At 74.7% G+C, this 21,626-nt stretch carries 19 protein-coding genes and 1 pseudogene; 5 read left to right on the top strand and 15 right to left on the bottom strand.

Annotated features, from left to right (window positions below):
- Positions 1-155 precede the first annotated feature (155 nt).
- The 5 genes from ABZ495_RS34880 to ABZ495_RS34860 form a co-directional block, all read right to left on the bottom strand.
- Complete coding sequence (locus tag ABZ495_RS34880; RefSeq protein ID WP_359809546.1) at positions 156-911, bottom strand: DUF4232 domain-containing protein; 756 nt, start codon at positions 909-911, stop codon at positions 156-158.
- A 264-nt stretch (positions 912-1,175) separates the two neighbouring features.
- Entirely contained in the window at positions 1,176-2,738 is a 1,563-nt protein-coding gene (locus ABZ495_RS34875; protein ID WP_359839913.1) for a hypothetical protein, read from the bottom strand.
- A gap of 248 nt (positions 2,739-2,986) precedes the next feature.
- The gene (locus tag ABZ495_RS34870; protein WP_359839911.1) at positions 2,987-4,081 is read right to left on the bottom strand and encodes an NAD(P)-dependent alcohol dehydrogenase; all 1,095 of its coding nucleotides are present in this window, start codon (positions 4,079-4,081) and stop codon (positions 2,987-2,989) included.
- On the bottom strand, positions 4,078-5,481 hold the full coding sequence (locus ABZ495_RS34865) for an aldehyde dehydrogenase family protein (RefSeq protein WP_359839914.1): 1,404 nt from the start codon (positions 5,479-5,481) through the stop codon (positions 4,078-4,080). The genes ABZ495_RS34870 and ABZ495_RS34865 overlap by 4 nt, the downstream gene beginning before the upstream one ends.
- Before the next feature lie 11 nt (positions 5,482-5,492).
- A complete protein-coding gene (locus ABZ495_RS34860; protein ID WP_359839910.1) occupies positions 5,493-6,245 on the bottom strand; it encodes a (5-formylfuran-3-yl)methyl phosphate synthase in 753 nt (250 codons plus the stop codon).
- 596 nt (positions 6,246-6,841) lie between these two features.
- Between ABZ495_RS34860 and ABZ495_RS34855 the strand changes: the two genes are divergently transcribed.
- Positions 6,842-7,141, top strand: a complete 300-nt coding sequence (locus tag ABZ495_RS34855; protein WP_329491654.1) for a DUF4193 domain-containing protein — start codon at positions 6,842-6,844, stop codon at positions 7,139-7,141.
- A 134-nt stretch (positions 7,142-7,275) separates the two neighbouring features.
- Here ABZ495_RS34855 and ABZ495_RS34850 read toward each other — a convergent pair whose 3' ends face one another.
- Both ABZ495_RS34850 and ABZ495_RS34845 read right to left on the bottom strand, forming a co-directional pair.
- Positions 7,276-7,866, bottom strand: a complete 591-nt coding sequence (locus ABZ495_RS34850) for a cytochrome P450 (protein WP_359839908.1) — start codon at positions 7,864-7,866, stop codon at positions 7,276-7,278.
- A 286-nt stretch (positions 7,867-8,152) separates the two neighbouring features.
- Entirely contained in the window at positions 8,153-9,472 is a 1,320-nt protein-coding gene (locus ABZ495_RS34845) for a M23 family metallopeptidase (protein ID WP_359809553.1), read from the bottom strand.
- A gap of 465 nt (positions 9,473-9,937) precedes the next feature.
- Here ABZ495_RS34845 and ABZ495_RS34840 point away from each other — a divergent pair, with 465 nt between their 5' ends.
- The gene (locus tag ABZ495_RS34840) at positions 9,938-10,729 is read left to right on the top strand and encodes a hypothetical protein (RefSeq protein ID WP_359809718.1); all 792 of its coding nucleotides are present in this window, start codon (positions 9,938-9,940) and stop codon (positions 10,727-10,729) included.
- 37 nt (positions 10,730-10,766) lie between these two features.
- On the opposite strand, the gene ABZ495_RS34835 is transcribed toward ABZ495_RS34840, so the two are convergent.
- The 6 genes from ABZ495_RS34835 to ABZ495_RS34810 form a co-directional block, all read right to left on the bottom strand.
- Positions 10,767-11,858, bottom strand: coding sequence for a vWA domain-containing protein (locus ABZ495_RS34835; protein ID WP_329491648.1), 1,092 nt, complete (start codon positions 11,856-11,858; stop codon positions 10,767-10,769).
- 386 nt (positions 11,859-12,244) lie between these two features.
- Positions 12,245-12,691 (bottom strand): DUF1772 domain-containing protein, encoded by a 447-nt coding sequence (locus tag ABZ495_RS34830; RefSeq protein ID WP_359839906.1) that lies wholly within the window; start codon positions 12,689-12,691, stop codon positions 12,245-12,247.
- 152 nt (positions 12,692-12,843) lie between these two features.
- Entirely contained in the window at positions 12,844-13,584 is a 741-nt protein-coding gene (locus ABZ495_RS34825) for a class I SAM-dependent methyltransferase (RefSeq protein WP_359809721.1), read from the bottom strand.
- A 288-nt stretch (positions 13,585-13,872) separates the two neighbouring features.
- On the bottom strand, positions 13,873-14,190 hold the full coding sequence (locus ABZ495_RS34820) for a hypothetical protein (RefSeq protein WP_359839905.1): 318 nt from the start codon (positions 14,188-14,190) through the stop codon (positions 13,873-13,875).
- Between the two features lie 264 nt (positions 14,191-14,454).
- Complete coding sequence (locus tag ABZ495_RS34815) at positions 14,455-15,936, bottom strand: ATP-binding protein (protein ID WP_359809725.1); 1,482 nt, start codon at positions 15,934-15,936, stop codon at positions 14,455-14,457.
- On the bottom strand, positions 15,929-16,606 hold the full coding sequence (locus tag ABZ495_RS34810; RefSeq protein ID WP_329491643.1) for a response regulator transcription factor: 678 nt from the start codon (positions 16,604-16,606) through the stop codon (positions 15,929-15,931). The genes ABZ495_RS34815 and ABZ495_RS34810 overlap by 8 nt, the downstream gene beginning before the upstream one ends.
- A gap of 201 nt (positions 16,607-16,807) precedes the next feature.
- Between ABZ495_RS34810 and ABZ495_RS34805 the strand changes: the two are divergent.
- The 3 genes and pseudogenes from ABZ495_RS34805 to ABZ495_RS34795 form a co-directional block, all read left to right on the top strand.
- Positions 16,808-17,086 (top strand): annotated as a pseudogene (locus tag ABZ495_RS34805) (VTT domain-containing protein); the annotation flags it as partial.
- Complete coding sequence (locus ABZ495_RS34800) at positions 17,083-17,700, top strand: phosphatase PAP2 family protein (RefSeq protein WP_359809732.1); 618 nt, start codon at positions 17,083-17,085, stop codon at positions 17,698-17,700. The pseudogene ABZ495_RS34805 and the gene ABZ495_RS34800, both read left to right, overlap by 4 nt.
- Complete coding sequence (locus ABZ495_RS34795; RefSeq protein WP_359839903.1) at positions 17,697-18,365, top strand: phosphatase PAP2 family protein; 669 nt, start codon at positions 17,697-17,699, stop codon at positions 18,363-18,365. The genes ABZ495_RS34800 and ABZ495_RS34795 overlap by 4 nt, the downstream gene beginning before the upstream one ends.
- A 364-nt stretch (positions 18,366-18,729) precedes the next feature.
- Here the strand turns inward: ABZ495_RS34795 and ABZ495_RS34790 are convergent, their stop codons facing one another.
- A complete protein-coding gene (locus tag ABZ495_RS34790) occupies positions 18,730-19,935 on the bottom strand; it encodes a glycoside hydrolase family 16 protein (protein WP_359839901.1) in 1,206 nt (401 codons plus the stop codon).
- Positions 19,936-20,288: 353 nt separating this feature from the next.
- Positions 20,289-21,626: hypothetical protein (locus ABZ495_RS34785; protein ID WP_359839899.1), on the bottom strand; the 1,338-nt coding region annotated here is incomplete at its 5' end.

The raw sequence follows: 21,626 nt of genomic DNA, 5'->3' as shown, positions 1-21,626 counted from the left end.
GGCCGCACAACCCCGCCGGCCCCGCACCGGTCTATGGTGACCTGGACTACGACTCCAACCCGGACGTGTTGCTTCCCGACGGCGCCCGGCCGTGCCCGCCCGCCCTCCCCCGAGCCGGGCCGAGCCGGGCAGCCGGGCCGAGCCGGGCGGGTCGGCTAGTTGGGGGCGGCGGCCATCGAGGTGACCGCCTCCGCCACGCTGGACCGATAGATGCCCATCTGCGGGTTCAGGACCCGTGCACCGTTGCCGAGCGGGAAGTTCCGGGTGTTGGCGAGCGGCATGTTGGTGTCGTCGTCGTCGACCAGCACGTTGAGCTCGTTGATGCCGGGGACGGTACCCGTGGTGGCACCGCTCGGGTCGAGGTCGATCACCGCGTAGGCGCTCTGGCCCGCCGGGACGGCGAACCGCGCCGTGCCGCTCGCGAGCACCGGCTTGATGTTCTTGCTCCGGTCGGCGGCGGTGGAGTTGCCCAGGTCGACCCCCGGCGTGGAGCTCAGGCTGCAGGCGGCCGTACCGCTGTTGCGTACCTCGATCACCCACTGGGTCGGGGCCCCGGCCCGGGCCGTCGCGTGGATCGCCAGGCTGTCGATGGCGCACGGGCGGGCGGCGGCGCCGGCACTCCCGCCGTCGGGCCGGGTGCCGCTCGACGGGCTCACCCCGGACGGCGTGTGCGACGCCGCTCCGGTGGCCGGCGCGCTCGTCTTGGGCGCACCGGTGGCACCGGGCGCCGAGGGGGCACCGGTGGCCGGCGCGCCCGTCGCGGAGGGCGTCACGGCCACCGCAGTGGTCGCGGGCGCCGTCGAGCCGCCGGCCGCGTCGGTGTTGTCGGGCCCGCAGGCGGTCAACGCGAGACCCGCCCCGGCGACGAGCACGACGGAGACGAGCAGCGGACGGCGGCGGCGGACGAACATGGTGGCTCCCCGATGGTGGCGCGTACTGAACTGTGTTCGGACACACCACAGGACGACCGGCCGACCGCGAATGGTGGCATGCACAGCGTCACAATCATGAGGACAGGACGGCGACGGAACCGTGACATTCGGTCGGGTACAACGCAGTCGACAGGGCGCCACCTCTCGGCAACCCAACCCGCCCTTCCGGTGGGGGCGGGCTGGCCCGCCCCCACCGCACGGCCCACCGCCGTCCGCGCTCCGAGGTCCGAGCGGTGGCGCCGGTCAGTCCTCCCGGCCCTGCCCCTGTCCCTGGCCCTGGTCGTCGCCGTCGCCGTGGTGCCCGGTGGTGCGGGCGTAGACCTGGTAGTCGGTGTGTTCCGGGCCGCCGGGGCCGGTCAGCAGATTGCCGCTGGTCGAGCCGAACACCACCGTGTCGCCGTGGGCGTCCACGGCCGGGTCGACCGACGATCCGTTGCCGAGCGAGCCGTCCGGCGCGGTGGAGACCCGCTCGGTGCGGCCGGTGCGCAGGTCGTGGCGGTAGACGTCCCAGCCCGCGTGCTGCGGGCCCGCCACCAGGTTGTCGGCGGCGGAGGAGTAGTACACCCAGCGGTTGTCGGCGGTGATCCGGCCGTGGTCGGAGGAGCCGACCGAGGCGGTGCCGGGAAGGCCCCCGCTGATCTTCGTGACGGTGCCCTTCCCGAGGTCCCGGACGTACAGCACGGTGTGGTACCGGTGGCCGTTGGTCGACCCGCCGGGCTCGGGCAGGGCGTAGATCGCGCGCCGCCCGTCGGGGCTGATCGTCGCGTCGAAGCTCGCGTAGCCGAGCGTGCCGTCGGGGGCGAGGCTGGCGGCGGAGATCCGGCCGGACGCCACGTCGTACGTGTAGTAGACGCCGGTCGTCGGCCGGGCCAGACCGGGCCGGGCGCCGCGGGGGAGGTCCGCGCCGCTGCCCGGGGCGAGTTCCACGTCGGCGGCGGGACCGGCGGCGCCGGCCGCGGGCGCGGGGGTTCGGTCGGCGGGGCTCTGGTCGGCGGGCAGCAGGTTGCCGGCCAGCGAGGTGAAGCCGACGGTGCGGCCGTCCGCGCTGATCGTCGGGTTGAGGGACATGCTGTCGCCCGGCTTGCCGTCCACGCCGCGGGTCACCAGGCGGGTCTTCCCCGTCCAGCGGTCGGTGACGTAGATGTTGTAGTCCCAGGTGTAGGGCCTGGCCAGCGAGGCGCCGTCGCCCTGGGGGGCCGGGACGAGGTCGGTCCGGCTGGAGACGAACGCCACGTAGCGGCCGTTCGCGCTGACGGAGGGCGCGTACGAGGCGTGGAACCGGTCGGTGTCGGTGCTGACCGGTCCGCCGCTGACCAGTTCGGTGCGGCCGGTGCGGCGGTCCCGGACGTACACCTCGGTGCGTCCCGGGACCGGCAGGCCGGGGACCACGTTCACCGCGTCGCTCTCGAAGGCGACGTAGCGGCCGTCGGCGTTGATCGCGGCGTAGTCGGTGAAGCCGTCCAGCGCGTTGTCGTCGTCGGACAGGTTGACCCGCTCGGTGCGGCCGGTCGCCAGGTCGCGGACGTAGGCGTCGCGTCCGCTCTTCGCGGGCTGGGAGACCAGGTTGGTCGCCCACGAGGTGAAGAGCGCGTAGCGGCCGTCGGCACTGATCTGCCGGTTCCAGGACTGGTCGTCCGGCCCGGCGCCGTTCACCCCGACGCTGACCTGGACGGTGCCGCGCGCCGCCGGACGGGCCTGAGCGGGCACGGCGGTCACGGCGGTCACGGCGAGTACGGCCGCCGCCGCGAGGACGCTGCCGCCGCCGGCCAGCCGCCGGTTACGGGTGGTGCGGGTGGTGCGTGCCATGGATCTGTCCCTTCCCCTGGTGATCGCCCGGCCGGGCTCCCTCCCGGCAGCGGGCTCCCGACGAGCCAATCGTCGGGAGGCACGGCGGTCAACGGTCCCGGGGGATCCCGGCGGAAGATACGCCAACGAACGTATCCCGCGCGGGGGCGCGAAGCGGTACGTACTCCGCGCGGCGGCACCTCTCCCCCGCGGCGGCGCGCATCCCGCGCGGAGCCGGCGAGCCGGTGCGGAGGCACCCGCTCGGCGGCTCACCCGGCCGGGATCAGCACGGGCTTGACCACGCGCCCCTCGTCACAGTCGCGCTCGGCCTCGTTGACCGCGGCGAGCGGATACGTCCGGATCAGCTGGTCGAAGGGGAACCGCCCGGCCTGCCACAGTGCGGTCAGCCTCGGCACCAGCAGCCCCGGCACCGCGTCCCCTTCGCAGAGGTGGGAGATCCGCCGGCCCCGGTCCAGTGCCCCCGGTTCGATCGCCAGCGCGCCGCTCAGCCGGGCCACCAGTGCGAGGTGTCCGGTCGGGCGCAGCGCCAGGAGCGCGTCGTTGATCAGCCGGACGGAGCCGGTGGTGTCCAGCGCGTACCGGGCGCCGCCGTCGGTCAGGCGCCGGATGCGGCCGGGCAGGTCGGCCGAGGTGGCGCGCAGCGGGACGGCGCCGAACCGTTCGGCGAGGGCGAGCCGTTCGGTGTACCGGTCGACGGCCACGGTGACGGCGCCGGCGGCGGTGGCCGCCATCACCGCGGCCAGGCCCACCGCTCCGGCACCGAAGACCGCGACGGTGTCGCCCGGACCGGCCGCGAAGCTGTTCAGGACCGCTCCGGCGCCGGTGAGGAAGCCGCAGCCGAGCGGTCCGAGCAGTTCGACCGGCAGCGCGGGGTCGACCCGGACGGCGTTGCGGGCCAGGACCACCGCGTACTCGGCGAACGAGGACTGGCCGAACCACCGGGGAGCCAGTCCTCCCCCGGCCGCGTCGGTGAACCGCGCGGCGTGCTCCGTGCGCCCGCCGAAGAGGTTGAGCGCGGCGAAGGAGTCGCAGTAGGCGGGGGCCGCGCCCCGGCAGTTGCGGCAGTGGCCGCAGGAGTCGAAGCTCAGCACGACGTGGTCCCCGACGTGCAGGCCGGTGTCCGGGCCGGCCGTCTCCACCACGACTCCCGCCCCCTCGTGGCCGAGGACGGCCGGCAGCGGTGAGCGGCCCGCCGAACGCCGGACGGCGAGGTCCGTCCGGCACATCCCGCAGCCCGCGATCCTCACCAGGACCTCGCCGTCGGCCGGCCCCGCCCCCAGGGCCACCTCCTCGACCGTGAACGGCCCCTGGTGGGAGCGCAGGACCGCCGCGCGGAACCTCACCCTTCCTCCGGCCGGTGCACGACGAACGGCCTGAGGTTCCCGTAGAGCCCCCACGGCCCGCCCGCGACGCCGACCCCGCTCTCCTTGATGCCCGCGAAGGGCTGGGCGAGGGAGAGCTCGGCGTGGTGGTTGATCCAGGCCGTCCCGCACTCCAGCCGGTCGGCCACCGCCTCGGCGCGGTCGAGGTCCGTCCCCCAGACCGAACCGCCCAGACCGAAGCCGGTGTCGTTGGCCGCCGCGACGGCCTCGTCGACGCTCCGGTAGGCCAGCACCGGCAGGACCGGTCCGAACTGCTCCTGCGTCACCACCGGGCTGTCCGGCGGGACATCGGCGAGGACCGTCGGGGCGAAGAAGTGGCCCGGCCGGTCCAGCCGGTGGCCGCCGGCGGCGGCCCGGGCGCCGTCCGCCAGGGCCCGGGCTGTGTAGTGCTCGACGCGGGCCAGTTGGGGGGCGTTGTTGAGCGGCCCCAGCTGGGTGCCCGGGTCGAGCCCGGGGCCGACGACGGCGGCCCTGGCGCGCTGCGCGAGGGCCTCGACCACCTGGTCGCGGAGCCGGGCCGGGGCGTAGACGCGCTTGACCGCCATGCACACCTGCCCGCAGTTGCGGAACGCCGCCCAGAACAGCCGGTCCGCGATCCGCTCGACGTCCACGTCCTCCAGCAGGATCGCGGCGTCGTTGCCGCCCAGCTCCAGGGTGACCCGGGCCAGCGAGGGCGCCGCGCCCGCCGCGACGGCCCGGCCGGTCGGGATCGACCCGGTGAAGCTCACGTGCCGGATCCCCGGGTGGGAGACGAGCCGGGCACCGAGCGGTTCGAGCCCGGTGACGATCGTCAGGACGCCCTCGGGGAGCGCGCCGGCGAGGACGGACCCCAGCAGCCGGGTGGCGAGGGGAGTGAACGGGGAGGGCTTGAGGACCACCGTGTTGCCCGCCGTGAGCGCGGGCGCGAACTTCGCCGCCGCGAGCTGGAGGGGGAAGTTCCACGGCACGATCGCCGCCACCGGCCCGAGCGACCGCCAGCGGACCTCGCTGCGGACCGGCCGGCCGTCGTCGATCGGCCGGGGCACGGGGGCGAGCCCGGCGAAGTAGCGCAGTCGGGCCGCCGTACGGGCGACCTCGGCGGACGACTCGGCGAGGGGTTTGCCCTGTTCACGGGTGAGCAGCGGGGCCAGCTCGGCGCCGGCCGCCTCCACCGCGTCGGCCGCCGCGAGCAGCGCGCGGGTGCGGGCGGCCGGGTCGGCCCGCCAGCCGCGCCAGGCCTGGTGGGCCCGGCCGACGACGGTGTCGAGTTCCTCGGGCCGCTGGTCGGGAGCCTCGTCGAAGGCCTCGCCCGTCGCCGGGTCGAGGACGGCGAAGTGCGCGCCGCGTGGGCCCGGCGAGCGCCGGGGCACGGGTGTCGGCAGCATGCCGGCAGTCAGCTCTGCGCGACGGCGGCCGCGTGCTCGCGGGCGTGCCGGTCCATCTCGGCCCGGAAGGCGGCCACCAGGTGCGGCCGGATCCTGCCCACCGTGCGGTCGCCGCCCTCGCAGACCGCCCCGCGCACCCCGACGATGTCGGTCCCGATCCTGGTCAGCTCGCCGAGGTCGCCGAGTCGGACGCTGCCCGCGAGGGCCGCGAGCAGCCCGGCCTCGTGGGCGAGGCGGACGAACTCCGCGCACGCGTCCGGCGGGACGTGGTCGAACAGCCGGCTCCCGTCCTTGATCGCGGTGTCGAGCATGGCCGCGTCGGAGCCGGAGCGGAGGGCGATGTCGGGCAGGGCGAGCGGGTTGACGCAACCGATCCGGTGGGCGTCCGCGTAGCCCGAGGCGACGACGAAGGCGTCCGGCCGGTAGTCCTTCACCGCCCGGACCACCCCGCGCATGACCTCGACGGCCTGGTCCGGGGTCGTGCACCCGTAGAGGCCGACCTTGACGTACGTGGCTCCGGAGACCGCCGCTCCGAGCGCCGCCTGCGCGACCGTCCCCGGCTTGTACGGGACGTCGCCGACGGTGGCGGAGACCGGCTTGTCCGCCGGGACGGCGTCGCGGATCTCCCGGATCACCCACGGGAAGTTCGCGCCGAGCGAGCCCTCGTCGGGCTTCTTGACGTCGACGATGTCGAGGTGCTCCGCGGCCTTCGCGCAGTCGAGGGCCTCCTCGACGCTGTCCGGGGAGATGAGAAGCAACACGGTGGGCCCCTTCCGCCGCAGGTCCGCCTGCCCGGGGGCAGGTGGGCGGAGTCGCCCGGATCACGTGCGGTCCGCTCATCATCGCGGCGGCCCGCGGACGTCGGTAGAGCGCACGGAGCGCGAACGGGTCGTTGGGACGGCGCGCCCGGCGCACCGTGCGCCGTCCGCGCCCTCCGCGCCGACGCCAGCCGGCCGTACCGCGTGAACCGGCCGGGCCGTCCGGCCGGGCCGCCGGGGTGCGCCGGCCGGGGCGGCGCGGGCCCGGCGGTCGTGGTCGGGGGCGCGGCCGCCGTACAGTACCGGGACGACCCGCAGCTTCGTCACCGTCCTGGTGGCACGCGATCGCGGTCGGGGGTGCGGACGGCGGATCCCGGCGGACTTCATGGCATGATCAACACCCGCGTCGGACGCGAGTGGACGCCTGCCATCCCCGCCCCGCCCCCGACCGCCCCGACCGGCCGCACGCACCGCCGCCCCCACCAGGCCTCCGACCACCCGAGGGCCGGGCCGCCAGCCCTGCCCAGCGGACCACCGCGGCCGCCACCAGGCACGTCGCACACGGCGTAAACTTCAACCACGACGACAAGGGACCATCTGTGGCAACCGACTACGACGCCCCCCGCAAGACCGACGACGACGGGTCGCACGACAGCATCGAGGAGCTGAAGACCCGCCGCACCGACACCTCCTCCGGCGCCATCGACGCCGTCGACCAGCTCGAATCGACGGACGGTGTCCAGCTGCCCGGCGCGGACCTCTCGGGCGAGGAACTCACCGTCACCGTGCAGCCGATGCTGTCCGACGAGTTCACCTGCGTGAACTGCTTCCTGGTGCACCACCGCAGCCGTCTCTCGCGCATGAAGAACGGCCGCCCCCTCTGCGTCGACTGCGACTGACCGACGGCCGCCGGCCCGCGCCCGCGCCCGCGGCTGAACGATGACCGCGACCGGCCGACGACGGCGACCGGGGACGGGGGCCGCGGTACCGCCGCCCCGGTCCGGTTCCGGCAGGCGACTGCCGGAACCGCCCGTCACGCGGGTCCCGGGGCCGGCACGATCCACAGCTCGCCCGTGCCGTTGACCACGGCGGACCGCAGCCGCACGGGCGGCGGGCCCTCCGGAGCCAGGACGGCGTCCGGGTAGGAGCCGAAGAACCCGGACAGGGCCATTTCGGCCTCCAGGCGTGCCAGCGGGGCGCCGAGGCAGGAGTGCGGGCCGTGGCCGAAGGCCAGGTGGTCCTTGGCCGGGCGGGTCGGGTCGAAGTCGTCCGGCCGGTCCGGGTGGACCTCCGGGTCGCGGCCGGCCGCGCCGAAGGCCAGCAGGATCGGCTCACCCCGTCGGACGACGACGCCCTCGCCGAGGTCGATGTCCTCCAGCGCGTACCGCAGCGGAAGGTGCATCACCGGGCCCTCGTGACGCAGCGTCTCCACGATGACGTCCTCCCATCCGAGGGTTCCCTCGTGGACCGGGGCGAGGAACCGGCGGTGGGTGAGCAGGGCCTGGACGGCGCTGGTGATCAGGTTGACGGCGGTCTCGTAGCCGTCGCCGATCATCAGGAAGAGGGTGTCGCGGGACTGTTCCTCGGTCGGTCGGCCGTCGCCGCCGGTGGGGACGGCGGCCACGTCGCTGGCGAGGTCCGCTCCGGGCCGCCGGCGCCCCCGGCCCCGGCCGGTCCCGGGTACCGGGGCCCGGGTGCCCGGGAGCGGGCCGCCCGCCGCAGCGGCATGACCTGCCCTGGACGTCCGCACGGAGCCGGTCTCGTTCGCCCGGCGGACGGTCCCGTCCGTACCCCCGCGAGGCCTACCGGGCACCGGCCCGCGGACGTCGCCCCACGCCTTCGCCGCGGCGCTCCGGACGCCGCCGTGGCCCGCCACCCGGGGTACGGGGTGGCGGGCCACGGGCCGGCGGTCAGAAGTCGATCACCTGGCGGTCGAGCGGGTACGCGGAGCGGTGCGGGCCGTCGTAGGGCGAAGGGTCGATCGGCAGCACGCCGGTCGGCTGCAGCCCCAGGTTGTCGTCCCAGATCCGGGGCGCGACATGGCCGAGCACCCGGAACTCCCGGAAGGTGAAGGGCGGGCTGTCGGTCGGGAAGAACTCCGCCGTGGTCATCACCTGGAAGTGCAGGTGCGGGGTGGTGGAGTTGCCGCTGTTGCCGATCAGCCCGAGGACCTGCCCGGGTTCGACGCAGTCGCCCGCCCGGACCCGGAGCGATCCCGGCTGGAGGTGTGCGTAGAGCAGGTACCGGCCGGGGGCGACCTCCAGGGTGATGTGGTTGCCAACGGTGTCCTCGATCGGCGGTACCGCGGGCGGGTACGGCGGCGGGTTGTCCGGGACGCCGTCCTGGACCTCCACCACCCGGCCGCCGGCAGCGGCGAGGACCGGCTGACGATAGGTCAGATAGCTGGTGAGCTGCCCCGGATCGCCCTCCCAGGTCTGCCCGTCGCCGCCGACCCGGTACCAGTCGATCGCGAAGCGCTGCGGAACGTAGAACGCGCCGTTGATCGGGGCGAGTCCGCGCCGGTGGTGGGTGTTGTCACAGCACGACTCGCTGGCGTACCAGCTGCCCGGGCGGACCGGCGGCAGCAGGTCCGGCGGCGCCGTACGGGCGGTCCGGGTGGGCTGCACCGTCTCCTCGAAGGGCGAGGAGCCCGACGCGGACAGGACGGCCCCCACCAGGTGGTGCTCCACCACCTCGGGGACCGGCTCGCCCGGGGCGAGCGCCAGGTCGATCCAGAGCACCCACTGCTGCGAGCCCGGGATCACCGTCTCCGCCGGTGGCTCGGGCGGCGGCGCGGCACCGCGGCCGCCGTCGGCCGCCGGGTCGCGCGGGCGGTCGCCGACCGCGCCCGGCAGCGGGTCACCGACGGGATTGGCCGCCGCGCCCAGCACCGACCCGCTCAGCGAGCCGACGACGCGCTTGGTGGCGGCGTCCTGGACGTCCACACGGTCCAGCCGCACCGCGAGGCTGGTGGACAGCGCGTTGGTGGTGAGCAGTTCGTAGGAGAGGTGGACCTTCCCGTCCGAGGCGTCGAACGGCGCGGGCTCGGTCATCACCGCCGCGGTCAAGGGGGTGAACTGCGTGCCCGGTGCGAGGGCGGGCCGTCCGGCCGCGTAGCCGGGCGTGCCCGCCGCGGCCAGCACGACGGCTCCCAGGACGGCGGCGGCGAGGCGGCGCAGGAGGGGCCGGCCGCCGGTGCGGCCGCCGGCTGCTGGGTCCGGGTCGGTCATGGGGGTTCCCGGTTCGTCGTCGGAGCCGGTCCGTCCGAGACGGACGGCGGCGCGCCCCATCGGCTGGGGCGCATGCCCATGTAAGGCGATGCCGGTCCGGCTCCGCCCGACGCCGGTGCCGACCCCTGGCGAAGACCACCCGTCCGGTCGACACCGGAGCCGAGGGGCCGGCTCCGGGTCGCCGCCTGCCGCTCGTGGGAGCGGCCACGGTGCGACGGTGCGACCGCCATGGTCTGAGGACGGCAGGCGCGCGCGGAGGAATCCGCGCGCGCCTGCCCGGGAGCACCCTCTACGATCGTCGGGTCCGCCGGCCGGTTCGCCATGGGTCCGGGGGCCGCCGGACCGTGGTCGAGGCAGAACGGGGGTGCCTTGGTGAGGTGGCGACGGCGCACGAGGGCCGGCACCGGCCCCGAGCCCGTGGCGACGGCCGAGGCCGTCCCGCTCCCCGAGGAGCGTCCCGCGGCGGTGGCGGCACATCAGTGGAGCCATCGTTGGGGGCCCTGGGCCGAGCAGTGGCAGGACTGGCTGCGCCGCTCCCCCGTCGGGGTCGACCTGCTGGTGTGGTGGCGGGACGAGGGGGGCGACCTGCTCGCCCTCGTCGGGCCGCAGCGCTACCTCCAGCGGCTGGCCGAGCTGCTGTCCCGCGCCTCACCGCGGGACGTGGCGGCCCTGGGGATCGGGTGCACCCGCCGCATCGACCGGCCGTGCCGCGATCCGGGGACGTGCGGCCAGGACCGGGCCGACGACGACCCGACCGCCGCACCCCGGCACCGCACGGGTCCGGTTCCGGGCGCCTGCAGCGGATTCAAGGACTGCTGGAGCGCGTACGGGATCGACGTCGAGTTCACCGCCGACGACCGGCACCGCGCCGTGCACCTCCAGGACCCGTCGGACCACTCCAGGACGGACGTCTGGGTGGACGGCGTCCGGGTGGCGGACGGGATCACGCTGGACAGCTCGGGCTACTGGGTGGACGGACGGTACTACGTGGTCCAGGCCGAGGGCCCGCAGGACCACCCCGAGCAGAGCCACACGATGGGACACCTCTGCTGCACCGTCCTGTCGCTGGTCGTCCACGACGCCGAGCGGGCCGTCACGCGGATCCTCGTGCCCCGGGCCACCGAGGCGTGGACCGATCCCGAACTGGGCCGGGACGGCGACACCTTGTGCGTCTACCCGAGCCGCGGGGCCCGTGCGGCCGGGCGAGCGGACCGCGTCCTCCCCGTCGAGCCGCTGCCGCCCTCGCCGTCGCGCTGACCGTGGCGGAGGGGGGCGGCCGGACCGCGGGTGCCCGTCACAGCATGACGAGCAGCTTGGTGCCCGTCACCAACTTGCGGTTCACCGACGTCGACTGGACGAACACGGTGTACGACGGGTTGTCACCCGGCTTCACCGTGGCCTCCGCCGACGGCAGGCCCAGGAGCCGACGGGCCGCCGGACCGGAGAACACCCTGCCCGTCATCCGGCCGGTGGCCGGGTCCTTCTCGGCCACCGCGAGCTGCTTCGAGCCCTGGATCTTCTCCCGCTTGGACAACTCGTAGTAGGCGCAGCCGGTCTTGTAGGGGTGCCCGGCGCCGGTGACGAAGTCGCGGATCGGCATCGCCTCGTCGACCGGGACCAGGATGTACTTGCCGGCGTCCAGGGCGTCGAGATTGGCCGTCACGTCGGCGGTGCTCAAGTCCTGGCCCATCGCGAACAGGTTCCTGGTGCCGCGCACACCCTGCTCGCGGCCCCGCAGGAAGCTCGTGGCGGCCGACTTGACGGTGCCGATCGCCTCCTCGACGCCCTTGCTGGAGTCCGCGTCCCAGATCGCGATGTTGCCCGCGGGGAAGCCGTACTCCTGAGCGGTGCGCTTGGCCAGCGAGTTCGGGACCAGGATCGCCGACGTCCAGTGGTCGGGGAGGTCGTCCATGGCCTTCTGGATGCGGCTCAGCCACGTGCTCAGCACCGTGCTGCCCCGGCCGCCGTTCATCTGGGTGTGCATCCGGCCGTTCTGCGAGAACCCGGAGGCGTTCTCCTCACCGTCGGTGACGACGACCTGGAGGAAGGAGTGCTCCCCGTACCCCTCCCAGATGTTCTTCAGGTCGTCGACGGACTTCACGGCCGCCTCGATCAGCGCCGTCGCACCGCCGTTGACCTTGTAGAGACCGCGCAGCGACGGCAGGTGCTTGACGTCCATGTCCCACACCAGGTTCTCCACCTCGTGGTCGAACGCGTAGAGGCTGATGCGGGTCTCGTGACCCAGCCGGTCGGACTCCTCCTGAAGGCCCTTCACGAATTCGTCCACCACGCGAACAAGCTGCGCCGCGTGCTGGCGCATCGAGCCGGAATTGTCGACCACCAGGGAAACGTGGTTGACCTTGTGCTTGATCCTGTTCGCAGACATTCTTCTACCCCTTGTCCCAACGCGCTCGCGACGCCTTCCGGCGCCCCCTCCAACGTTGGTTCCACACTACGGTGAGGCACTGACAATCCGCCCTGACCTGGGTCTTCGCCGCCCACTGACGACCCGTCTGATGCGCCTGCCCGAGGACGGGAAACCGGAATGCGGCGGCGGGCACGGGTCGGACGAATCACCGCTCGTCGCCCGGCGGTCACCCGAATTCGGAATACCGCACCCGCCACCGTCCGGCGCGGATTTCCTCGCCGTCGACCTCGCCCCCTCCCGAACGCGGACCGCGACCCGGTCCAGCGGTCATCGGCCCGGTCCGGACGCGCAGAACGCCCGCCGGGACCAGGCCCGCCGGACGCTGCTGGAGAGGTGCCGGGCCCTCAGACAAGGGCGATGACCAGGAGGAGGAACGCGGTCACGATGACGGCCACCCGCAGGTAGTGGAGGCGGTCCCAGCGGCCGAGCTGCTCCCGCCAGTCCGCCGGGGCGCTCTCCGGCGTCCAGTGCGCCGCCCGGGAGTTGATCGGCACGAGCAGGGCGACCGACATCACCACGCTGAGGACGAGCAGCCCGGCGGCCGTGGCGACCAGCCCCGCCCCGGCGTCCCCCCAGGTCACGGCGGACCACGCCACGCCGAGCACCACCGACCCGATGTACCAGAACGGCATCACCCGCCCGAGCAGCCGGGCCCCCTCGCTGCGGGCGGCGAGTCCGCCGTTGTGCGGCAGCCCGTCGACGATCGGGTTGACGAAGACCGCCACCGCGAACTCCACACCCACCAGCAGGCCGACGACCACGACCGTGACGACGGCCAGTGCGTTCTGCATGTTCCCTCCCCAAGTTCGGACCCCGCGCCTTCTAGCGCCGCTAGGTCATGGGGCAATGCTAGAGGTGTCGCCGCTCGAATGTCTAGCGCCGCTAGCCTCCAAGGTGCGGCGGATCGTCCCGGCCGCCTTCTCCCCGGGACGTCGCCCCGACCTCAGCCGCCCGCCGGACCGCCCCCGGCCGCCGCGACCACGTACCAGTGGGCCGGCAGCGCGACCCGGGAGCCGTCCGGGTGGTGTTCGCTCATCGCGAGGTCCGTCCCGCCCTCGTCGAGGATCTCCAACCCGGCGCCGCGCAGCAGCCCGGGCATCTCCCCCGGCGTGACCTCGGCCGGGCGCAGGTCGTGCTTGCGGACCTGGCGGAGCTTCTCCGGCGGCCCACCCGGCCGTTCGGCGACCTGCTGGAGCACCGTCTTCGCGGCGGCGGTCGGCTCGACCACGAAGCCCCGGCCGCGCCGGCCGAGCAGCAGGGCGACGGCGGCCGCGACCGGTGGCCGGTCCGCCGGTTCGCTCTGGTGGAGCACCGCCCGCAGGTAGACGTTGGCGTCGCCGAGCCGGTCACCGAGGCGCCGTACCCCCGCCAGGTCGGTGAGGTCGAGCTGCTCGAACTCGGCCACCCCGTCGCGGTCCGCCCGACGGGCGTGTGCCACGGCCGAGGCGGACAGGTCGACGCCCACCGCCCGGGGGAACCGGCCGGCCAGATAGCGGGTCTGGGTGCCGTTGCCGCACCCGAGGTCGACGATGGGCAGCGTGCGGTCGGCGTGGCTCGCGAACAGGGCGGTGTGCGGGGCCGCCGTCAGCGCCGGATCCGCGTCCCAGAACGGCTCGCCCGGCTCACCCGTGTTCTCCGCCCAGAACCCCTCCCACGCGCGTACGTAGCGCTCCGAATCACTCATCAGCTGGTCTCTCCCTGGGTCGTGGCAGCGGTGACAGCCTCCATACCGGCCCCCGCGGCGGCGGAAACCGGCCGACCGAAACCTTCACCCCACGTTCGACCCCGCACCGGCGAAACCACCCGATCGGTGACTCCCGGGCGGGCGAAGGCGCCGGGCGATGGCGGCGGCCGACGGGGCCGCCGCGTTTCGGACGTCCGTGTTCACCGCTGCGGAACCGAACACCGACCGCCCCGCCGCCGTCCACGGGCGTGGACGGCGGCGGGGCGGAAGCCGGGCCCCGGGGGCGGATCAGCCGACGTCGATGCCGGTGACCGCCGGGGCGCCCATGCCCACCGCGTCCGCCTCGTACCCGGCCGCCGCGAAGGCCCGCCTGGCGAGGTCCAGGGCCGCCTCACCGGCGGCCGTGCGGTCGGCCGCCTCGACCTCCAGGCGCAGCACGAACGTCCCCTCCGGCTCGTCCAGGGTCAGCACATCGAGGTCGGGGACCTCCTCCGTACCGACCTCCTCGGGATCGGCGCCGCGCACGACGGCCAGCAGGGTACGGCGAGCGGAGTCGTCGACCGGCCGCTGGACTGTTCCGGGAATGGTGATCACATAGCTGCCCATGCCCTACATGTCACCCGAGCCCGGCGTCGCAAACCTCGGCGGGGCCGTGCGCCCCCCGGATGTCCCGTGCCCGATGTTTCCTCCCAGTTCAGAGGCACGATCATCCACCCAGGTCGGCAGTCGGCAGGACTCCCGGCGGTTCCGACCACTGGGGCGACCACGCGCCTCGCGCGCGGCACCGAGGCTCATCGCCCGCGCCGGCCGGAGATCGTCCGGTCGCGTCGCCAGCCGGAGGGGTCTGCCGCCGGCCGGCCTTCGGGGCGGCTACGCAGGCCGTCGTGCCCCGGGCTCCGGGCTCGCGCCGGGCAGCCGGGTGCGGAACGTGGTGGTGTCCGGTGTGTCGAGGACGGTGAGGGTGCCGCCGTGGACGGTGGCGATGTCACGTGCGATGGACAGGCCGAGGCCGGAGCCGCCGTCGTCGCGGCTGCGGGCGTCGTCGAGGCGGGTGAACCGCTCGAAGATCCGCTCCCGGTCGGCGGGGTCGATCCGGGGGCCGTCGTTGCTCACGTCCAGAACGGCGTACCCGGTGGCGCTGTCCTCGAACAGGCGCACGGTGACGCGGTGTCGGGCGTGGCGCCGGGCGTTGTCGAGGAGGTTGGTCAGCAGGCGCCCGAGCCACAGGGCGTTGCCCGTGACGGTGATCTCGTCCGGGGCGTCGAGGACGACCGGGTGGGGCTCGGGTCCGTAGGCCCGCGCGGTGGTGCGGACGAGTTCGGTGAGGCGGACCGGCTCGTCGGGGTGGTGGTGGCCGCCGGCGTCGAGACGGGCCAGGAGCAGGAGGTCGGTGGCGAGCGACTGGAGCCGTTCGGTGTCCTGGAGCGCGCCGGCCACCAGGTCGGCGCGCACCTCGGCGTCGGGGTGGGTGAGCGCCACCTCCAGCTGGGTCCGCAGCACGGCGAGAGGGCTGCGGAGCTCGTGGGAAGCGTCGGCGATGAAGCGGCGCTGTCGGGTGCCGGCCGCCTCCAGGCGTTCGAGCATGGCGTTCATGGTGCCGGCGAGGCGGGCGATCTCGTCGTCACTGCGTGGGTCGGGAACGCGCCGGTCGAGGTCGCGGTCGCCGATGGCGGCCACCTCGGCGCGGATCGCCTCGACCGGCCGCAGGGCGCGGCCGGTCGCCCGCCAGGTGAGGGCGCCGACGGTGAGAAGCAGGACGGTGCTCAGGGCGGCGAGGGCGCCCGTGGTGAGGTCCTCGGCGGCGTCCGCGGTGCGCAGGGAGGCCCCGACATGGACGGTGGCGGGCCCGGTGGGGGTGGCGGCGGTGACCGTGGTGACGCGCTGGTGGTGCTCGTCGCCCAGGGCGCCGAGGTTGAAGGTGTCGTGGCCCTCCCGGTGGCCGGCGGGGGTGAGGGCCGGGTGGCCCGCCAGGTTCTGGCTGGCGGCGACCACCGTGCCGTTCGCGTCGACGACCTGGATGAAGTCGGTGCCGTGGTCGAGCGGCAAGGGGTTGCCGAGGTGCCCGTCGGTGGCGAGCCGGGCGACGGCCTGGGCCTGTTCGCGGGCGCCGGTCTCCACGGTGCGTTCCAGGTTGACGCGCAGCAGGAGGATGACGGCGGCCGAGGCGACGGCGAGGACGACGGCGACGCTGAGGCAGGCGGCGGCGGTGGTCCGGGTGCGGACCGAGCGCGGGGCCAGGCGGTCCAGGAGGGCCACCGTGCGGGGGTGGCCGAGGAGCCTGCCGAGGGCGGTGCGGGCCCGGCGGTAGGCGGCGGGCCGGCGGGGTGCGGGGCCGGCGGTCGGGTCAGCCACCGTCGGCCGCCAGGCGGTAGCCGGTACCGCGGACCGTCTGCACCGAGGCCCTGCCGAAGGGGGTGTCGATCTTGCGGCGCAGCGCGCTGACGTGCACCTCGACGGTGTTGGGGTCGCTGTCGAGGGCACTGTCCCAGACGGCGTCGAGGATCTCGCGCTTGGAGACGGCCTCGCCGGCCCGGCGGGCGAGGTGGTCCAGGACGGCGAACTCGCGGGGTGTGAGCGCGATGGCGGTGCCGGCCCGGGTGCAGGTACGGGCGGCGGAGTCGACCACGAGGTCGCCCAGGACGGTGCGCCGGGGTGCGCGGCTGCCGATCCGGCGGGCGAGGGCCTTGAGGCGGGCGACGAGGACGACGAAGGAGAACGGCTTGGACAGGTAGTCGTCGGCTCCGGTGTCCAGGGCTTCGGCCTCGTCCCACTCGCCGTCCTTGGCGGTCAGCATCAGGATGCCGGCGTCGCTGCCGGCGGCCCGCAGCCGCGCGCACACCCGGTACCCGTTGAGACCGGGCAGCATGATGTCGAGCACGATCACGTCGTAGGCCTGGTCCATGGCCTTGGCCAGGCCCGAGAGGCCGTCGTGGGTGATGTCGACGGTGAACCCCTCGGCGGTCAGCCCGTGCTGCAGCGCCAGGGCCAGTCGGCGCTCGTCCTCCACCACCAGTACTCGCATGCCCCCAGGGTGGCAGGTCCGCGGACCGGGCGGCTGAAGGTGCCTTCAGGTCTTCAGCTGTCCTTCAGCAACGCCCGGTCATGCTGGCCGTACCGTCCGGGCGCAGGTCCCGGGCCTTGTCACAGGATCGGGGTGGGCGCAGTGAGCGAGCCCAGAGGCGGGACGCGGTCGCCGCAGGAGCCGGGCGGCGGCCGGGGCCGGCAGGCCGTGGTCCTCGCCCGGTTCGTCCCCGTGGTCCGCACCGTGCTCAACCCGTTGGCCGGAGCCCTCGGGGTCGACCTCCGCACCTTCACGATCTGGCAGAGCGTGGGTGGCCTCGTCTGGACCCTCGGTCTCGTCCTGGCGGGCTACGCGCTCGGCTCGTCGGTGCCCGATGTCGACCACTACCTCCTGCCGATCGTCGGCGTCGTCATCGCGGTCTCCCTGCTGCCCCTCGTGCTCGAAGTCCTCCGCTCGCGCCGCCGCCGGGAAGCCCGATGACGGCCGCCGCCACCGCGCTCGCCCTCGACGGCCGCCCGATCGACGCCGGCCTGTACCTGCGCGCCGACCACTGGGCCCAGCACCTTCCCGCTCCCGCCCGGGAGGTGATCACCGCGTTCTCCGCCTACGGGCTGGGACTTCTGGCCGTCCTGCTGCTCTGGGCCTGGTGGCGCGCCCGCGCCGACGACGGCGCCGCCATGGCCCGGGCTCTCGGCGCGCCGCTGGTGGTCACCGCCGTGTTCGCCGCCGACACCGTCCTCAAGACCCTGCTGCACGAGCCACGGCCGTGCCAGGTCCTCGACGCCGGCACCACGCTGGAGGCGTGCCCCGGCACCGGGGACTGGTCGCTGCCGAGCAACCACACCGTCATCGTGTTCGCCGGCGCCGCCGTACTGTGGCAGGTCAGCCGCCGCATCGGCGCGCTAGCGCTGCTCCTGGCCGCCGCGATGGGCGCCTCCCGGGTGCTGGTCGGCGTCCACTACCCGCACGATGTCGCGTTGGGCGCGCTGGTGGGCGTCTGCGCCGGATACGGGCTCGGCCTCCTGGCCGGGCGGGGCGGGGGCGTGGTGGACCGGGCCCGGTCGGGCGGCGCGCGCCGGTGGCTCACCGCGTGACCGGCCGCCGACGGCTCGCCGTCCTCGCCGGGAGCTGGGCGGCGTTCGCCGTGCTGGCGGCCGTACTCGCCGCGCACGACTGGGCACCCTTCCCGTTCGAACTGACCGGCGTCGACTGGAGCGTCGCGCACCGCCCGCCCGTCGCCGAGACGGTGGCCCTCGCCGTCACCTCGCTCGGCACGGGCGTCGCGCCCTACCTCCTGGTGCTGGCCGCGGCCCTCGTCACCCTGCGCGCCTCCCCCGTCCCCCGGTCCCGCCGTGCGACCGCCGGGACCGTGCTCGCCCCCGTGCTCTGCCTGGCCGCGGGCCAGTTGCTGCGCCAGGGCCTGATGCACGCCTTCGGCCGCCCCCGGCCGCCGCGGACCGACTGGGCGTTCACCGCCTCCGGATTCGCCTTCCCGTCCGGACACGCCTTCACCTCCGCGCTCTGCGCGGGCCTGCTCGCCCTCGCCGTCGCCCGCGCCCACCCCCGGGCGGCCCGGGCCGCCGTCGTGACCGCGGTCCTGTTCGCGGGCTCGATCGGCCTCAGCCGCATCTACCTCGGGGTGCACTGGCCCCTGGACGTCCTCGGCGCCTGGCTCCTCGCCGCCGGCTGCCTGGCCGCCGCCTCCATCGTCCCGCGTCCCCCGACGCGACCGAGGGCTCCCGCGCCCGAAGTCCCGTAGCGGCCGGCCCAGCCTGCGCACGGCTCGACGGGAAACCCGGCCGTGCCGCGGTCTCACACCCCTGCCGCACCGCTCGGACGGCGACCGCCCCCGGCCCGGCCGGGTCGCCCGGTCCGGGCTCCTGATCCACCGAGGTCCCGCGCTTCCCCCGGAGCGCGGGGCCTCGGTCGCACCCGCGGGGAGCCGGATTCCGGTTCCCCGCCTCGGCCGGCCACGGACGCGCACCTGGTCCGGCCCGGCCGACCGACGGCCGTTCGGGCCCCGGAGGCCGAACGGGGATCCGACGACGCGGACGCTCCGGGAACGGCGGTGGCCCGACCCCGGGAGGTCGGGCCACCGCCGTACTGTGCCGCTGGACGGCAGGTCAGTGCTGCCAGACCCGCACGTAGTCGACCTGCATGTCGGCCGGGGTCGCCGACGGACCGCCGCCGGACCAGACGGCGTTGTTCAGGATCAGGTACTGCGGCGACGAGCTGATGCCGGTGGTGATCTGTCCGACCTGCTTGCCGTCGTAGAAGTAGGTCACCGAACCCGGCTTCCACTCGGCGCCGTAGGTGTGCCAGCCGCTGTAGTTGCCCGTGGCGCAGCCGCCGGGACCGCCGGACGGCGAGTGGTAGTGGTAGCAGGCCTGGCCGCCCAGGCCCTCCATGACGTCCATCTCGCCGTCGGCCGGCCAGTTGTGACCGTCCGTCCAGAACGCCGGCCAGTTGGCGATCTGCGAGCCGTCGGCGGGCAGGTAGATCCGTGCCTCGAAGGCACCGTAGGTGAACTCCGCCTTGCCGTTGGAGGAGAGCATGCCGGAGCGGTACGGGTAGGTCTTGCCGTTCACCACGGTCGGCTGCTGGGCGATGTTCAGATGCAGCGAGCCGCCGCTGACGGTGGACTGCGACGGGGCGTAGGCCGCCAGCTCGATGTCGGGGTTGACCGGCTGCGTGGTGCAGGTCTGGCAGCCGAACCAGTTGGGCGTCCACTTGGCGCTGTCGACGGTGCTGCCGTTGAACTCGTCCGCGAACACCGGGCGCCAGCTGCCCGCAATGCCCAGCGGACCGCCGGTGGAGCCGGTGGGGGTCGGCGCCGGGGTCGGGGTCGGCGTCGGGGTGGGCGTCGGCGTCACGGTGCCGCCGCTCGACGTGAAGCTGTGGACCGGCGTCAGGTTGTGCCAGCCGTCCGAGGCCTGGTAGGCGACGAAATAGGTGTACGAGCCGCTGGGGAAGGTCCGGCTCTTCGGCGTGACGGTGGTCTGCCGGGTGCCCAGCGTGGTGGCGACGGCCCCGGGGAAGTCGTAGTTGGCGCCGCTCGCCGAGCGAACCGCGATGGTCAGGCTCTGCAGCTTGAGCCGCTTGTTGGCGTGCACCTTGGCGGTGGCGGTCACGGCCGAGTCCGGCGCGGGCGAGGTCGGCGTGATGCCGAGCGAGTCGACGGTGACCGGGCTGGTGGCCGCCTCGGACTGCACCGCCCAGGTCGCGGTGCCGGCGGTCACGGCCGCGGCCGCGAGTCCGGCGACGGTCAGCCGCTTCCACGCCGTCGGCGCGTCCCGGCGGTGTCGGGCGTTGTTTCGCAGGGTTCTCATGCTGTGGCAGTACCTTTCCTGCCCCCCTGGAGAGCCGCGGGCCCCGTCCGCGGCAGGAGCGGAGGAGAGCCCGTCGAGGGTGGAGCTTGTGCGAACGGACGCGTCCTTCGCAAGCCGCGGAGCCCGGGCCCACCCCGTGCAGGCACCTGGGGCGACGGCCTGCCCACGGGCGAACCAGCAGGTCAGAGCGGGCATGAGGGCCGCCTGCGGGAACACCTGTGAGGTGCGGCACAGGTGACCGGGGCCACACGGGGCGTCCGCTCGGCGGGCCCCGCCGGCCCGCCCGGCCGACCCGGTCACGCGGTCGGCCCGGCGGGCGACGGGCATGGGCGCCAGTCGACGGGCGCCCGCGGTCAGGACTTGCGCCAGAGTGCCCAGCCCTGCGCCCGGTTCTCCTTCGCGACGTACCACTCGGCGGGGTGCTCCGGCCAGTACCCGTCGGTGGCCTTGCCCTCCGGGGCCGCCGGGGTGACCAGGACGGTCGCCTCCGCGGGGACGGGCTGCCAGCGCGGGTCGCGGTACCAGACCCGGCCCAGGTAGACCTCGAAGGCCTGGGCGTTGCGCAGACCCCCGTCGAGGTCCCAGGCCAGGACCACGTTGTCCGTGGGCTTGATCCCGGAGGCCTTGGTGAAGCCGGTCGCCAGCGGCTTGCGGTAGTTCGCGTGCGGGTAGCTGACCTGTTCGGTGATGGTGGCGGTGGCGAAGCCGGCGAACAGCGCGAGGGAGAGTCCGATCGCCCAGAGCACCCGGCGCCCGCCCGCGGCCAGGAACAGGACCACCGCGCCCAGGACGACGAAGGCGGCGACGGACGAGCGCATGACGTTCAGCCGCATCCAGTCGGTGGCCAGGAAGGTGACGTCCGGCAGGGCCCAGCCGATGAACAGCTTGGTGGTCAGCGCCGAGCCCGCGGACCAGACGACCAGCTTGCCGAGAAGCACCGTGAGGCCGACCGCGACGGCCGCCGTGACGGCGAGCCGGCGGCGGCCGAGCCGGGAGAGCACGGCGGCGCCGACGACGAAGGCCGCCGGGACCAGGAACGAGAGGTAGCGGGCGTAGACCCAGTCGTCGACCCGCCCGTCGTCCGGCAGGGCGGCGGCGGAGGCGAGCGCGGTGCCGACCAGCAGGGCCGCCAGCACCCCGCCGACGATCCGGTCCGGCCGCGGGAAGCGGCCGCTGAAGAGCGCGAACAGGCAGACCACGACCGCCAGGCCGCCGATGCCCCAGGTGGAGACGATGAAGTACCAGATCTGCCCGGCCACCCGGGTCAGCGTCATCCCGGTCTTGTCGGGGTCGGTGAGGCCCTTCCAGAGGTAGCCGCCGACGTCGCTCGGCTCGACGGTGAACTGGCGGTCGAGCCACCAGGACAGCGCCTTGACCCCCACCACGCCGACGCCCAGGGAGCCGAGGCCGACCAGCGTGGTGCGCCACGGGGCCCAGCGCAGCACCAGGACGCCGACGAGGACCACTCCGGTGAGCGCCACCACCACGCCGCCGCGGTCGTGCGTGGCCATCGTGTACGCGGCGGCCGCGCCGGTGCCGGCCGCGTACCAGGAGCGGTGCTTGACCGGGCCCTCGCTCAGCCAGCCGTGCAGGCACAGCAGCCAGGCCAGGATCAGCACCGGCAGCACGGTGTCCGACATGACGAACTCGGAGTAGAAGATCACCGGCGGCAGCAGCGCGGTGGCCCCGGC

It is taken from the genome of Kitasatospora sp. NPDC005748 (assembly GCF_040630735.1).
Taxonomy (GTDB): Bacteria; Actinomycetota; Actinomycetes; order Streptomycetales; family Streptomycetaceae; genus Kitasatospora.
Note: the sequence above shows the minus strand (reverse complement) of the source record. Positions and strands in the feature narration are given on the sequence as shown.